Annotated in this window: 13 protein-coding genes and 2 pseudogenes; 10 read left to right on the top strand and 5 right to left on the bottom strand. The window is 69.1% G+C overall.

The window, feature by feature from the left end:
* The 8 genes and pseudogenes from I9P22_RS19615 to tssH all read left to right on the top strand — a co-directional run.
* Positions 1-585: pseudogene (locus I9P22_RS19615) on the top strand (hypothetical protein); the annotation flags it as partial.
* Positions 586-653: 68 nt separating this feature from the next.
* Positions 654-1172: a type VI secretion system contractile sheath small subunit gene (gene tssB, locus I9P22_RS19610; protein ID WP_199261316.1), complete on the top strand. Its 519-nt coding sequence runs from the start codon at positions 654-656 to the stop codon at positions 1170-1172.
* Positions 1172-2662 (top strand): type VI secretion system contractile sheath large subunit, encoded by a 1491-nt coding sequence (tssC, locus tag I9P22_RS19605; RefSeq protein WP_199261314.1) that lies wholly within the window; start codon positions 1172-1174, stop codon positions 2660-2662. Before tssB ends, tssC begins: the two co-directional genes overlap by 1 nt.
* Before the next feature lie 37 nt (positions 2663-2699).
* Positions 2700-3197 carry an Hcp family type VI secretion system effector gene (locus I9P22_RS19600; RefSeq protein WP_199261313.1) on the top strand — a complete coding sequence of 166 codons (498 nt, stop codon included), beginning with the start codon at positions 2700-2702 and terminating at the stop codon, positions 3195-3197.
* Positions 3198-3359: 162 nt separating this feature from the next.
* Complete coding sequence (tssE, locus tag I9P22_RS19595; protein ID WP_199261312.1) at positions 3360-3884, top strand: type VI secretion system baseplate subunit TssE; 525 nt, start codon at positions 3360-3362, stop codon at positions 3882-3884.
* On the top strand, positions 3881-5782 hold the full coding sequence (gene tssF, locus I9P22_RS19590; protein ID WP_199261311.1) for a type VI secretion system baseplate subunit TssF: 1902 nt from the start codon (positions 3881-3883) through the stop codon (positions 5780-5782). The genes tssE and tssF overlap by 4 nt, the downstream gene beginning before the upstream one ends.
* A complete protein-coding gene (gene tssG / locus I9P22_RS19585; protein ID WP_199261310.1) occupies positions 5779-6777 on the top strand; it encodes a type VI secretion system baseplate subunit TssG in 999 nt (332 codons plus the stop codon). Before tssF ends, tssG begins: the two co-directional genes overlap by 4 nt.
* Entirely contained in the window at positions 6777-9407 is a 2631-nt protein-coding gene (gene tssH, locus I9P22_RS19580) for a type VI secretion system ATPase TssH (protein ID WP_199261309.1), read from the top strand. The genes tssG and tssH overlap by 1 nt, the downstream gene beginning before the upstream one ends.
* Here tssH and I9P22_RS19575 read toward each other — a convergent pair.
* From I9P22_RS19575 to I9P22_RS19555, 5 genes are all read right to left on the bottom strand, one after another.
* Positions 9392-10420 carry a hypothetical protein gene (locus tag I9P22_RS19575; RefSeq protein ID WP_199261308.1) on the bottom strand — a complete coding sequence of 343 codons (1029 nt, stop codon included), beginning with the start codon at positions 10418-10420 and terminating at the stop codon, positions 9392-9394. The two genes, tssH and I9P22_RS19575, sit on opposite strands and share 16 nt — an antisense overlap.
* Positions 10417-10812 (bottom strand): ExbD/TolR family protein, encoded by a 396-nt coding sequence (locus I9P22_RS19570; protein WP_199261307.1) that lies wholly within the window; start codon positions 10810-10812, stop codon positions 10417-10419. The genes I9P22_RS19575 and I9P22_RS19570 overlap by 4 nt, the downstream gene beginning before the upstream one ends.
* Complete coding sequence (locus I9P22_RS19565; RefSeq protein WP_233253490.1) at positions 10809-11216, bottom strand: ExbD/TolR family protein; 408 nt, start codon at positions 11214-11216, stop codon at positions 10809-10811. Before I9P22_RS19565 ends, I9P22_RS19570 begins: the two co-directional genes overlap by 4 nt.
* A gap of 81 nt (positions 11217-11297) precedes the next feature.
* Positions 11298-11927: a MotA/TolQ/ExbB proton channel family protein gene (locus I9P22_RS19560; RefSeq protein WP_199261303.1), complete on the bottom strand. Its 630-nt coding sequence runs from the start codon at positions 11925-11927 to the stop codon at positions 11298-11300.
* Positions 11927-12436 (bottom strand): hypothetical protein, encoded by a 510-nt coding sequence (locus tag I9P22_RS19555; RefSeq protein ID WP_199261301.1) that lies wholly within the window; start codon positions 12434-12436, stop codon positions 11927-11929. The genes I9P22_RS19560 and I9P22_RS19555 overlap by 1 nt, the downstream gene beginning before the upstream one ends.
* Before the next feature lie 81 nt (positions 12437-12517).
* Here I9P22_RS19555 and I9P22_RS19550 point away from each other — a divergent pair, with 81 nt between their 5' ends.
* Both I9P22_RS19550 and I9P22_RS19545 read left to right on the top strand, forming a co-directional pair.
* The gene (locus I9P22_RS19550) at positions 12518-12928 is read left to right on the top strand and encodes a DUF1036 domain-containing protein (protein WP_233253489.1); all 411 of its coding nucleotides are present in this window, start codon (positions 12518-12520) and stop codon (positions 12926-12928) included.
* 7 nt (positions 12929-12935) lie between these two features.
* Positions 12936-13568 (top strand): annotated as a pseudogene (locus tag I9P22_RS19545) (hypothetical protein); the annotation flags it as partial.

Here is a 13568-nt window from a genome sequence, read left to right as displayed (position 1 = left end):
CCGTGGGAGGCCGGCGCCCAGCCCGAGCCGCAGGCGGCCGCGCCGGACCAGCCGCCGGCCATCGGCCTGGCGGCAGTGCCGCTGGAGCCGGTGATGCCGGCCTCGGAACGGCCGGTCCTCGACCGCGTCACGGCCGGCGCGGCGCTGGAGGCGGCCTGTAACTGGCTGGCGCAGAATGAACCTTCCTCGCCGGCGCTGCTGCTGGTCGCCCAGGCCCGGCTGCTGGTCGGCAAGCCGCTGGTCGAAGCGCTGGAGATGCTGATGCCGGGCGAGGCGGGCGCGGCCGTCCTGAAAGTCGGGCAGGGCACGCCCTTCGCCCTGCCGATGGAGCGGCTGAAGACCCTGACCCAGGCCGGGCTGGAGGGCCGGCGCATCGGCGAAAACGCGCCCGGCGAGGTGCCGCCGATCACCCGCCGCTCGGAACTTGTCGCAGCCCTGCTGGGCGTCGAGGGCTACTTTGCGACGAACGAACCGGCCAGTCCGGTGCCGTTGCTTCTGGCGAAGGCTCGTGACATGCTGCACAAGCGTTTCGACGCCATCGTCGCGGAATTGCTTGCTCCGGCTGCGCCATCCGGCGAATCCTGAGGGCAGTTTTGCGGAATTGACTCGGTGGGTATTTTACAGTTTGCCTTGCGCAATGGAGGATTGATCTGATGGCTTCGGACAAGGCGACCGATTTTATCAAGCGCAACCGCCCTCCCCGGGTGAATATTTCCTACGAGGATCCCTACGACTCGGAGAAGATGGTCGAGCTGCCCTTCGTCATGGGGGTGCTGTCCGACCTGTCCGGCAATGCCTCCGAGGTCGAGAAGCCCGACATGGAAGAGCGGGACTTCGTCGACGTGACCGCGGCCTCGCTTGACGACTACATGAAGAGCATCGCGCCCGGCGTCAGCTTCAATGTCGAGAACAAGCTGGGCGGCGAAGGCCGGCTGGGCGTCTCGCTGACCTTCGAGAGCATGGACGACTTCAACCCGGCGGCGGTCGCCCGCCAGATCCCGGCGCTGAAGAAGCTGCTGGAGGCGCGCCAGCACCTGGCCAACCTGCAGCGCTACATGAACTCCAAGCCCAAGGCGCAGGAGCAGATCCGCAAGCTGCTGAACGATCCCGAACTGATGGCCGCGCTGGCCGAGCGCGAAAAGACGAAATCCGCCGAGGAAGAGGATAGCTGATGGCGCAGGAAACGCAGGCTCAGGTTGCCGGTGCGGGCGCCCTTGCCGGGCTCGACGAATTCTCGGACATCCTGAAGCAGACCATCAAGCCGCGCACCGACGTCGCCGCCAAGGAGGTCGACAACGCCGTCGTCGCGCTGGTGCGCGAGGCGCTGGACGACGAGACCCTGATCGCCGATGACGTGATCGACACCATCGACGCGATGCTGTCGAAGCTGGACCAGAAGCTGACCGAGCAGCTGAACGAGGTCATCCATCACGAGGAATTCCAGAAGCTGGAATCCAGCTGGCGCGGGCTGGCCTATACGATCAACCATTCCGAGACCGACGCCTCGCTGCGCGTGAAGGTGATGAACGTCTCGAAGAAGGAACTCCAGCAGATGTTCCGGCGCTATCCCGGCGCCAAATGGGACAAGTCGCCGCTGAACATGCGCATCTACGAAGCCGAGTTCGGCACCCTGGGCGGCAAGCCCTTCGGCGCGCTGGTCGGGGATTACTACTTCGACCACGGCACCGCCGACGTGTCGCTGCTGCGCGACATGTCCAAGATCGCCGCCGCGGCCCATGCGCCCTTCATCTCGGCCGCCGCGCCCGAGCTTCTGGGCATGGACAGCTGGACCGAGCTGGGCACGCCGCCGGACCTGTCCGAGATTTTCGACACCCCCGATTACGCCGCCTGGAACGGGCTGCGCGACAGCGAGAATTCGCGCTATGTGGCGCTGACCCTGCCGCGGGTGCTGGCGCGCGAGCCCTATGGCCAGAACTCGAACTCGGTGGTCGAGGAGTTCAATTTCGAGGAAGAGACCGACGGCCACGCCGGCCAGAAATATTCCTGGATGAACGCCGCCCATGCCATGGCGGTGAACATCAACCGTGCCCACAAGGAACACGGCTGGACGGTGCAGATCCGCGGCGTGCAGTCGGGCGGCGAGGTGCTGAACCTGCCCACCCACAATTTCGACACCGGCGACGGCTCCAAGGACCTGAAATGCCCGACCGAGGTGTCGATCACCGACCGGCGCGAGGCCGAGCTGTCGAAAGCCGGGCTGATCGGCCTGATCCATCGCAAGCATACCGACAAGGCCGCCTTCATCGGCGCGCAGACGCTGTATCGGCCCAAGAAATACGTGGACGACCAAGCGACGGCTTCGGACAACATGTCCTCGCGCCTGCCCTATATCTTCGCGGTGTCGCGTTTCAGTCACTATCTGAAATGTATGGTCCGCGACAAGATCGGTCAAAGCCCGGACCGGCTGCAGCTGCAGACGCAACTGCAGACCTGGATCAACAAATACGTTTCGGGCAACCCCGAGAGCGCGACCGAGCGCGAGAAGGCCAAGAAACCCCTGGCCGGAGCGAAGGTGGAAGTTGTGGAGGACGAGGAGAACCCCGGTTACTATATGGGGAAATTCTATCTGAAGCCGCATTTCCAGCTGGAAGGAATGGATGTCGGCATGTCGCTGGTCTCCAAGCTTCCAAAAGGCAAGTAACCCATTGAGATTATTATTGTAGCCAAGGAGTGATCGAATGGCTGTCGATATCTTTCTGAAACTTTCCAACAACATCAAGGGCGAGTCGCAGGACGACACCCACCGCAACGAGATCGACGTGCTGGCCTGGAACTGGGGCCTGACCCAGTCGGGCACCACCCATGTCGGTTCGGGCGGCGGCGGCGGCAAGGTCAACGTGCAGGATATTACCCTGACCAAATATGTCGATCTGGCCACCAACGACCTGATCAAGCGCTGCACCAACGGCGAGCACATCGAGTCGGGCGAGCTGATCGTGCGCAAGTCGGGCGGGGCCGCCCCGGTCGAATATTTCAAGATCAAGATGAGCAACATCATGATCACCAGCTACTCGACCGGCGGTGCCAAGGATGGTCTCGACCGCATCCAGGAAACCCTGACCCTGAACTTCCGCAAGTTCGAGGTGGCCTATACGCTGCAGGAAGACACCGGCGCCGCCGGCGCCGAGACCCTGGCCGGTTGGGACATCGCCGAGAACAAGGAGTGGAGCGCCTAAGCGTTCCACCGATGGCAGACCGGGACAGGGTCGGCAGCGACGGCCGGCCCTGTTCCTTTGCGCGCCGCCCGCACGGGCCGGCGGCGCAGGATCAACGGGCGGAACATGACAGCGCGTCGTCCTTCCTCTGACGGGGACCCGGGGCGCAGGGGCCTGCGCGAGATGTCCCTGATGCACATCTTCCGCGATTCCGCCACGCGGCGCGACTCGCGCGAGCGCGACCGCCGCTATACCGAGGGCGAGCGCGACCTGACGCTGCTCAGCCAGAAGCGCCGCGAAGGCGCCAGCGAGGAATCGCTGCGCCGCAACCTGGTGCAGGACATCGCCAGCCTGATGAACACCATCCGGCTGGACGTCTGCGCGGACTTGTCCGACACGCCGCGGGTGCGCGATTCCGTCGTCAATCACGGGCTGCCCGACATGGACACGCTCTGGCGCGAGAACCGCACCCCAAGCGACCTGGCCCAGGCCATCCGCGAGGCGCTGATCCGCAACGAGCCGCGGCTGCGCCCCGAGACGCTGGAGGTCCGGGTGGACGACCTGGCCCCCACCTCGGACCAGCGCGTCACCTTCGAGATCCTGGCCGAGATGATCTCGGACCCGACCGACATATCCGTGCAGTTCTATGCCGAGGTGGACCCCGCCGCCGGCAAGATCGCCATGAAGCGCACGCAGGCCGAGCCATGAGAAAAGCCTTCCGCGACGCCTATGAGCGCGAGCTGGACATGCTCTACGAGCGTTCGGCCGAATTCGCCGAGGAATTCCCCGGCCTGGCCGAGCGGCTGGGCGGCGTCCTGCGCGAGAACATCGACCCGACCATCGCCGGCCTGCTGGAAGGCACCGCCTTTCTTGCCGCCCGCGTGCAGCTGAAGCTGGACGAGGAATTCCGCGCCTTCACCACCGAACTGCTCGAGCAGATCTTCCCCGATGCGCTGGCGCCCAGCCCCAGCTGCATGATCGTCGAGGCCCCGCCGCTGACCCGGCAGAACGAGGGCGTGCAGGTCTTCAAACGCGGCGAATACCTGGACGCGCGCTTTCGCGACGCGGAAAAGCGCGTGGCCTGCCGCTTCAGCCTGACCGCGCCGCTGCACGTGCTGCCGCTGACCGTCTCGGGCCTGACCTATCACGACCAGACCACCACCCTGGGCGGGCTGGGGCAGGACCCCGACCCGGCGACCCGCGCCGGCCTGCAGATCGACCTGTCGCGCACCGATGGCGAGGCGATGGGCGTGAACGCGCAGGACAGCCTGACCTTCCACCTGACCGCCGACCATGTCCGGGCCATCGCCGCCTATGAGCAGGTGCATTGCAACACCACCCGCGTCTCGCTGCGCTGGCTGCAACCGAACGGCGACCCGGCCTTCCTGCGGCTGCGCCCGGACCAGGTCGAGCAGATCGGCTTCTCGCGCGAGGAGCTGCTTTTCGACAGCGACCGCCGCCTGTTCGAGGGCTTTGCCATCCTGCGCGACTGGTTCGCCTTCCCGCGCAAGTTCCTGGGCTTCCGCCTGACCGGCCTTCGCCCGGCGCTGTCGCGCATTCCGACGCGCGAGGCGCAGCTGATCCTGGAATTCGACCGCGCCAATGACGAGCTGGCGCGCCAGATCCAGCCGCGCGACATCCGGCTGAACTGCGCCCCGGCGATCAACCTGTTCGAGGAAAGCTCGAACCAGGTGCGGCTGGACGACCGGCGTCACGAATATGTGGTGACGCCGGATTCCAGCCCGATCACCCATTACGAGATCCAGCGCATCCTGCGCGTGCAGGCCAGCTATGGCACCGCCCATGACCGGGTCGAGGTGACGCCGCTTTACGCCCTGCCGCAGGGCGGCGCGCCGCGCGCGGCCTATTACTACACCACCCGCCGCAAGCCGCGCCGGCTGACCGAGACCGAGCGCCGCGCCGGCCTGCGCAACGATTATCGCGGCACCGAGACCTTCATCGCCATCTACGAGCCGCCCGAGTCGGTGGTCGGCCGGAGCGCCCAGCGGCTGCACATCCGCGCGCTCTGTTCCAACCGGCATTTGCCGGCGGTGCTGCCGCTGGCCGGCTCGGACGATTTCGCCATGGTCTCGGACCAGGCGCTGTCGCTCACCTGCGTGAACGGCCCGACCCAGCCGCGCGAAGCGATGACCGAGGTCGAGCGCGCCGGCCCGCACCGGATGCGGCAGGGCGACGTCTACTGGCGGCTGATCTCCTACCTGTCGCTGAACCATTTCGGGCTGGACGACCGTTTCGGTCGCGACGGCGCCGCCAGCCTGCGCGAGATCCTGACCCTGTTCGCGGATGCCTCGGACCATGTGACCGAGGTGCAGGTCGCCGGGCTGACCGGCCTGGCGGTGCGGCCCGTCACCCGCTCGATCCGCCGGCCCGAGGGCATCTTCCCGGCCCGCGGGCTGGAACTGGTGCTGACCTTCGACGAGACCGCCTTCGAGGGCAGCGGCATCATCGGGCTGGGCGCGGTTCTGGACCGTTTCCTCGCGGAATATGCCAGCGTGAACAGCTTCACCCAGACGGTGATCGCCAGCCGCCAGCGCGGCATCGTCAAGCGCTTTCCGCCGCGCACCGGGCTGGGGCCGCTGATATGAGCCTGCGGCAGGGAACGGGCGAGCCGGGCTTCCTTGCGCTGTTGCGGCGGCTGGAACGCGAGGCGGCCGGCCGGCCGCGCATCGGCCGTTCGACCCGGCGGGGGCAGGACATCGCCGATATCGGCCAGGACCCGCGACTGGCCTTTCCGGCCGAGGATCTCAGCGGGATCGACGTCTCGGGGCCCCGCGCCCGCATCCGCGCGCAGTTCATGGGCTTCTTCGGCCCGCAGGGCGCGCTGCCGCTGAACACCACCGAAGAGGTGATGCGCTGGCAGGAAGAGGGCGAGGAGGCCTTCGTCAGCTTCACCGACATCCTCTCGGCACGCTTCTACCAGCTGTTTTTCAGGGCCTGGTCGGACGCCCATGCCATCACCCAGCACGACCGACCCGACGAGGACCGCTTCGCGGCCTATCTCGGCGCGGTGGCGGGCATCGGCTCGCCCGCCTTCTTGCACCATGACAGCTTCCCGGACACCGCGCGGCTGCCGCTGGTGCCGGTCTTCGGCGGCCGGGTGCGCAGCGCGGTGCGGCTGCGCCAGTTGCTCGATTGCCATTTCGGCTATCCGGTCGAGGTGCAGGAACACGCGGCCAGCTGGCTGGAATTCGAACCCGACGACCTGCACGGCCTGGGGCAGGGCGGCGCGCTGGGGCGCGACACCTATCTGGGTTCGCGGCTGCAGACGGTGAACGAAAGGATCTGCATCCGGCTGAACCTGCCCGATCCGCAGATCTATCGCGACTTCCTGCCGGGGCAGGACCGCCATGCGCAGCTGGCCGGGCTGGTCTTCTGGTATCTCGGCAAATGCATCGAGGTCGATCTGGCGCTGGCGCTGCCGCCCGACCGGATTCCGGCGGCGCGGCTTGGCGGCGATGCCGCGATCGGCTGGCTGGCCGCGATGCGTCCCGAAAGCATTCCGCGCGATGCGGATTATGTCGAAATCGCCCGTTTCGCGCTTGGCCGCGATGCGGGCCCGCATTCCGCGAAAGGCCATTGATGACCGCGATCACCATCGAGAAATTCGCCGGCAAGATGAACCGGCTGGGCTATGAGGCCTTCCTTCAGGCGATGCGGCAGGCGCGCGGCGACGGCAACCGCAATGTCGAGCTGTCGCACTGGCTGTTCCACGCCGTCTCGCAGCAGGACGGCGACATTTCCGTCACCCTGCGCGGGCTGGGGCTGGACCGGGGCCGGATGCTCAAGGACCTGGGCCGGGCCATGGACGGCTTGCAGAAGAACGTGACCGAGACCCCCGGCATCTCGGAACGGCTGGCGGACGGGCTGAACCACGCCTGGACCTATGCCACGCTGTTCTTCGGCGAGGCGCAGATCCGCACCGGCCACCTGCTGGTCGCGCTGCTGAACGATCACGCCTTGCGGCGCGAGATCGAGCAATATTCCGGCATCTTCGCCGAGATGTCCGCCGAACGCATCGGATCCGAGGCGCGGACCCTGTGGAAGGACTCCGAGGAGGAAAACCTGCGCCCGATGGACGGCACCGGCATCGGCGCCAGCGCCCCGGGCCGCGAGGGGCAGGGCGCCGCGACCGCCCTGGGGCGGTTCTCGGTCGACATGACCGCGCAGGCCGCCGAGGGCAAGATGGACCCGGTGGTCGGCCGCGACGACGAGATCCGCCAGATTGTCGACGTGCTGATGCGCCGGCGGCAGAACAACCCGATCCTGACCGGCGAGGCCGGCGTCGGCAAGACCGCGGTGGTCGAGGGCTTCGCACAGAAGCTCGCTTCGGGCGAGGTCCCGCCGGCGCTGCGCGGGATGCGGCTGCACATGCTGGACATCGGCGCGATGCAGGCCGGGGCCAGCATGAAGGGCGAGTTCGAGCAGCGGCTGCGTTCCGTGATCGACGAGGTGCAAGGCTCACCCGTGCCGATCATCCTGTTCATCGACGAGGCGCATACGCTGGTCGGCGCCGGCGGTGCGGCGGGCACGGGCGATGCCGCGAACCTGCTGAAGCCGGCGCTGGCGCGCGGCACGTTGCGCACCATCGGCGCGACGACCTGGGCCGAGTATCGCAATTATTTCGAGAAGGACCCGGCGCTGACCCGGCGCTTCCAGCCGATCTCGGTCGATGAGCCCTCGGTCGAGGTCGCCTGCGCGATGATGCGCGGGTTGCTGGGCCCGATGCAGGAGCATCACAAGGTCCGCATCTCGGACGCGGCGCTGGAGGCGGCGGTGAAGCTCTCGGCGCGCTACCTGCCGGCGCGGCAGTTGCCGGACAAGGCGGTGTCGCTTCTGGACACCGCCTGCGCCCGCGTGGCGGTCAGCCAGTCCTCGGTTCCGGCCCGCATCGCCGACCTGCGCGCCGAAATCGCCGGGCTGGAAACCGAGATCGCCGCCCGCGAGGCCGAGCGCGACCTGGGCGAGGGTGACGAGGCCCGGCTGGACGAGACCCGCGCCCGCGCCGACGAGGCGCGCGCAAGGCTGGCCGATCTGGAACGCGCCTATGCCGATGAAAAGGCGCTGGTCGAGCAGATCCTGGCCCTGCGCAAGTCGCTCGCCGCGCGCGAGGGTGAGGATTTCGACGAGGAAACGATCCGCGTCGAGCTGACCGGCGCCATGGACCAGCTGGGCCAGATCCATGCCGACGCGCGGATGATCTGGCCGCATGTCGATGAGCAGGCGGTGGCGAGCGTCATCAGCGACTGGACCGGCATCCCCGCCGGCCGTATGGTCGCCGACGAATTGCAGGCGGTGCTGGGTCTCTCGGACCTGCTGCGCGAGCGGGTGATCGGCCAGGACCAGGGCCTGCAGATGATCGCGCGCCGGGTGGAGACCGCCCGCGCCGGCCTCGGTAACCCGGAAAAGCCCATCGGCGTCTTCATGCTCTGCGGCCCCTCGGGCGTCGGCAAGACCGAGACCGCGCTGGCGCTGGCCGAGGCGCTTTACGGCGGCGAGCAGAACGTCATCACCATCAACATGTCCGAGTTCCAGGAGGCGCATTCCGTCAGCCTGCTGAAGGGCGCGCCCCCCGGCTATGTCGGCTATGGCGAGGGCGGAAGGCTGACCGAGGCCGTGCGCCGCAAGCCCTATTCCGTGGTGCTGCTGGACGAGATGGAAAAGGCCCATCCCGACGTGCACGAGCTGTTCTTCCAGGTCTTCGACAAGGGCCGGATGGAGGACGGCAACGGCCGCCCGATCAACTTCCGCAACACGCTGATCCTGATGACCTCGAACGTGGGCACCGGCACGATCATGGCGCTGGCCCCGGAAGGCACGATCACCGACGCGGAAACCCTGGAGGCGGCGCTGAAGGAGGAACTGCTGGGCACCTTCCCGCCGGCGCTGCTGGGCCGGATCGTGACCATCCCCTATGTGCCGCTTTCGGCCGAGGTGCTGGCGGGGATCACCCGGCTGAAACTTAACGCGGTCGCGCGGCGGATGCGCGAAAGCCACGGCGCCAGTTTGACCTGGGACGATACGGTGATCGACCATATCGTGGCGGCCTGCCGCGACCCGGACAGCGGCGGGCGGATGATCGACAACATCATCACCAACTCGATCCTGCCCGACCTGTCGCGGCAGGTGCTGTCGCGCATGGTCTCGGGCGAGGCGATGTCGGACGTCACCATCCGGGTCGAGGGCGACGGCTTCGCCTACGGCTTCGCCTGACGGACATAGACGCTGCCGACGCCGATCAGCGCCTCGGGGCCGATCTCGCGCGCGAACTGGTCCAGGAAATCCTCGGCCAGCTCGCCCGCGGCGCGGCTGACCGTCTCGGGCCGCTTGGGCGTGGCGACGGCCAGCAGCAGCTGGTGGGTGTCGCGGTCGGCGCCGTCGCGCGCCACCGGCACGTCGAAGCGGATGCGCCCGCCCGCGTTGACCAGGAAGCGGCGCAGGTCATGCGTGACGCCGTTGTCGTCGATCATCAGCAGCGTGACATAGCGCCCCGCCCCGCCCGAGATGGTGCCGCGCAGGCTGTCGCCGCTGGCCACGTCCTGGGATTGCAGCCGGATCGCCAGCGGAAAGACCGGATAGCGCGCGTCGCGCCGCGCGAAGGCCAGGCCGGCGCATTGCCGCGGGTCCAGCAGCACCGCCTGGCCCGCAACCTGGGTTTCCAGCCCCTGCGTCAGCGCGCGCAGCAATCCGGGGATCTGCGCGTCGTCCGAGGCGAGCAGGTTCAGCCGGATCCCCCCCTCGGCGTCCAGCGCCGGCAGCGCCAGCAGGCAGGGCGCGGTCAGCTGGCTGCGGATGCGGTCGAAAAGCTCGGCCAGGCGCGGATCGGTTTCCGCCTCGGCCGGCCCGTCTTCCCCGGCCGCGGGCATGGGCGCGGGCGTCTCGGCCCGGCCGGCGGTCGGCAGCGCGGTGTTCGTCAGCACCGGCGACGCGGATTGCGCCACCGGCTCGGGCTCGGGCTCGGGCGCCGAGACCTCCTCGGCTTCGCCCGCCAGCTCTGGCGGGGCCTGCTCCGGCGGCATCGGGGTGCTGACCGGCTCCAGCACCTCGCTTTCCGGGGCTGTGGGGACGGGCAGGGCCGTGACGGTGATCTGGGCCGGCTCTGTCGGCCCGTCGGACCAGTGCCAGTTCGGCTGCCACAGCACGGCCCCGGCTGCGGCGGCGTGGACCGCCAGCGACAGCCCTGCAGCCAGGGCCCAGCCGCGCGGCGCGGGTTGCTGGCCGATCACGGCCCGAAATCCTTCATCGTCACCAGCCGGATCTCGTGCCCGGCCAGTTCCGGCCGCCGCAGGACCGAGATCAGCAGGCCGGACGGCGCATCCCGGTCCATCAGCAGATGCACCGGCCCCTGGACCTGGGCAAGCGCGGCGGGCAGCATCTCGGGCCGGACCGGCGCGCCGTCGAGCAGCCAGTCCTCGGGCCCGCGCAGCTCCAGCACCGGCGCGGGCAGGCTCTCGGGCGACAGGGTCGTGGTGGTGGCCAGGTCCAGGGGCGTCTCGACCGGCCGGTCCTGCCCGGCCAGCAGGAAGTAGAAGATCAGCAGCAGCACGATGTTGACGATCGCCAGCGAGGTGTCGACCTGCACCCGCCGACCGTCGCGCGAAGGCAGGTTCATGCTCATCGCCGGTCCCCCGGCGCCTCGGCGATCTGCACCGCGTCGATACCATGCGCGGACAGCGTCTCCAGCACCGTCACCACGTCCTGCACCGGCACTTCGGGGCGCAGCACCACCAGCACGTTGCGCGTCCCTTGCGCTGCCAGCGCATCGGCCAGCGCGGTCAGGCGCGGCAGGGCGAAATGCTGGCCCGAGGCGGTGATGCCGTCCGGGTTCAGCGTCCAGACCGCGGTGGCGCTGGCATCGGTCACGGTGGTCCCGGCCCCGCCCGTCGCGCCGTCGCTTTCGCCCTTGCCCCCGCCGTCGCGGATCGCGCCGCTGCGCAGCGGCAGCATGGAATAGGCGATCAGGCTGGCCGAGAGCATGAAGAAGATCAGCAGCTGGAACAGCACGTCGGCCAAGGCGGTCATCGCGAACACGCCGCGCCTTCGCGGACGGCGGGGCAGGTCCAGGCCCGGCGGGCGGATCGGGGGCCGCACCACCTGCATGGCCTAGCGCCCGGCGGCCCGCGCGATGCGGCCGTGGATCGCGGCCGAGACCGCCAGCTCGATCCCCTGCCGCTCGTCCTCGATCCGGCCCTCCAGCCAGGCCGAGACGAAATAGGCCACCAGCGCGATGGCGAGCCCGGCGGCGGTGGTGGTCAGCGCCGTCCAGATCCCGCCCGCCAGCAGGCGCGGGTCCGAGGTCTGCTGGCTCAGCGCCAGGTTGCCGAAGGCGTCGATCATGCCGATCACCGTGCCCAGAAGCCCCAGCATCGGCGCCATCTGCACCACCGCCTCCAGGAGCCGCATCCGCGCGCCCATCTGCACCAGCTCGGCCAGCGCGACCTGGCGGGCCAGCTCCTCGCCATAGGCGGGTTCGCCGGGGCGGGCGCGCAGGCCGGACATGGTGGCGCCTAGCACCCGGGCCAGCACGGTGCGGCCGGACTGGGCCTTGCGCTGCGCCTCGTCGGGGCGGCCGTTCAGCCAGTCGTCCAGGATCGCCTCGGCCAGCCTGTGGCGGCCGACGCCCATGCGGCGGAACTGCATCAGCTTGAAGATCACCACGGTCAGGGTCAGCACCGACAGGCCCGCCAGGGCGGCGAAGACGATCCAGGTGACAAGCGGCAGGTCCAGGGGCATCACAATCCGAACTCGATCTCGCTGCGGTTCCGGGTCGCCAGCCCGCCCAGGCAGGCGGCGCGCTGGTCGGCGCCGTCCTCGGCCGTGCATTCGGCCACGTCGTTGACCACGATCCGCCCCAGCTGGTCGCAGGGGCGGCCGGGCAGGGCGAATTGCGCGACCCGGGTCTTGCCCGGCAGGAGCGCGCCGAAATCCAGGATCGGCAGGCTTTGCACGGCGCCGGCCTTGTCGAAGATCGCGACCTGCCAGGCGGCGCGCTTCAGTGCGGCGGGCAGGCCGTTCGTCACCACCAGCGTCAGCTGGCAGGCGCCGTCCGGCATCGGGGTGGCGCCGTTCAGCTCCAGCGTGATCGCCTCGGGCTGCTGCGCTTCATGTTCCTGCGCGCGCAGCGGCGGCGCGGCCAGGCCGATCAGCAGCGCCAGCAGGGCAACCGCAGGCCCAACCGCAAGCCGATGCGGCAGGGTGGCGCCTGCCGGAAAGGTTGCACCCGCTGTCAGGATCGGTTTCATGCCTGTTGACACTCCCTTTGCCCTTTTCGGGCTGTAACATGGCTGGAAGCGGTGCTCAATCGGCGCTCGATCAACCCTGCATTGAAACGGCTGGCCGCGGTTCTGGCCCCCGTCCTGCTGGGAATGGGCTGGGGGCCGGCGCGGGCCGAGCTGCGGCTGTGCAACCAGTCCTTCGACGTGCTGAACGTGGCGCTGGCCGAGCCCTCGGGTCAGGATTTCGCCACCCGCGGCTGGTGGCGGGTGGCGCCGAACCAATGCGCGACCCTGCAGCGCGAACCGCTGCAGTCACGCTATTATTACGTCTTCGCGGCCGATGTTTTCGGTAATGAGGTTCTGGTAGGGTCGATCCCGATGTGCGTGGCGCCGCGGCGCTTCCGGATCCAGGGCCAGCAGGATTGCCTGCTGCGCGGCTATCTGGACGCGCGTTTCGCCGAGGTGGATACGCAGGACCGGCCCGACTGGACCGTCTTCGTGACGCCAAGGCCGAATTGAGGCGCGGATGGGACAAGAACGGGCATATCTGGCGGGAATCGTCGCCCTGGCCGGCTGGCTCGCCTGCGGCTGGCCCGCGCAGGCGCAGGGGCTGGTGATCACGCCCCTGCCATCGGAGCAGGTGATCCGCGCCTCGGATGCGCCGGCCGTGCAACCTCTGTCGCCGCCCGGGCCCGAGGCCGCCCAGCCCGCCTCCGCGGTCGCCGAACCCGAGGCGCCGGCCCGGCCCGGCCTGCCGCGTCCCTCGATCATCGTCGGCGATCTGGCGGTTCTTGCGGCCTTCGACCCGCGCGGCCCGCTGGGCCTGCCCTTCGCGGCGCGCGAGGCGATCCGGCAGCGCGACCCGGCGCTTTTCGACCGGCTGCTGGGGCGCGGCGCCTTCGATCCGGGCGCCGACCGGCTGGCCGAGGCGATCCAGACCGAATTGCAGCGCATGGAGTGCTATGGCGGCAGCATCGACGGCGATTGGGGCTCGGGCTCGGAGCGGGCGGTCGAGCGCTGGTCGCAGGCCGCCAAGGCCGAGGCCGGCAGCACCCCCGGGATCCCGCTGTTCCGCAGCATCGCCCGCAGCGCCGGCCTGCGCTGCGCCGCCGTCGCCGCGCCTGTGGCACAGCCCGCGACGACTTCGCCCGCCGGCGCG

Source organism: Paracoccus binzhouensis, from assembly GCF_016446475.1.
Taxonomy (GTDB): domain Bacteria; phylum Pseudomonadota; class Alphaproteobacteria; order Rhodobacterales; family Rhodobacteraceae; genus Paracoccus; species Paracoccus binzhouensis.
This window is presented reverse-complemented; position numbering and strand designations above follow the sequence as displayed.

Coding starts and splice junctions, on each gene's coding strand:
- tssF (WP_199261311.1), top strand. CDS start 3,881: ATGAGAAAAGCCTTCCGCGACGCCTATGAGCGCGAGCTGGACATGCTC.
- tssE (WP_199261312.1), top strand. CDS start 3,360: ATGTCCCTGATGCACATCTTCCGCGATTCCGCCACGCGGCGCGACTCG.
- tssC (WP_199261314.1), top strand. CDS start 1,172: ATGGCGCAGGAAACGCAGGCTCAGGTTGCCGGTGCGGGCGCCCTTGCC.
- I9P22_RS19560 (WP_199261303.1), bottom strand. CDS start 11,927: ATGCCCCTGGACCTGCCGCTTGTCACCTGGATCGTCTTCGCCGCCCTG.
- I9P22_RS19555 (WP_199261301.1), bottom strand. CDS start 12,436: ATGAAACCGATCCTGACAGCGGGTGCAACCTTTCCGGCAGGCGCCACC.
- tssG (WP_199261310.1), top strand. CDS start 5,779: ATGAGCCTGCGGCAGGGAACGGGCGAGCCGGGCTTCCTTGCGCTGTTG.
- tssB (WP_199261316.1), top strand. CDS start 654: ATGGCTTCGGACAAGGCGACCGATTTTATCAAGCGCAACCGCCCTCCC.
- tssH (WP_199261309.1), top strand. CDS start 6,777: ATGACCGCGATCACCATCGAGAAATTCGCCGGCAAGATGAACCGGCTG.
- I9P22_RS19565 (WP_233253490.1), bottom strand. CDS start 11,216: ATGACCGCCTTGGCCGACGTGCTGTTCCAGCTGCTGATCTTCTTCATG.
- I9P22_RS19600 (WP_199261313.1), top strand. CDS start 2,700: ATGGCTGTCGATATCTTTCTGAAACTTTCCAACAACATCAAGGGCGAG.
- I9P22_RS19570 (WP_199261307.1), bottom strand. CDS start 10,812: ATGAGCATGAACCTGCCTTCGCGCGACGGTCGGCGGGTGCAGGTCGAC.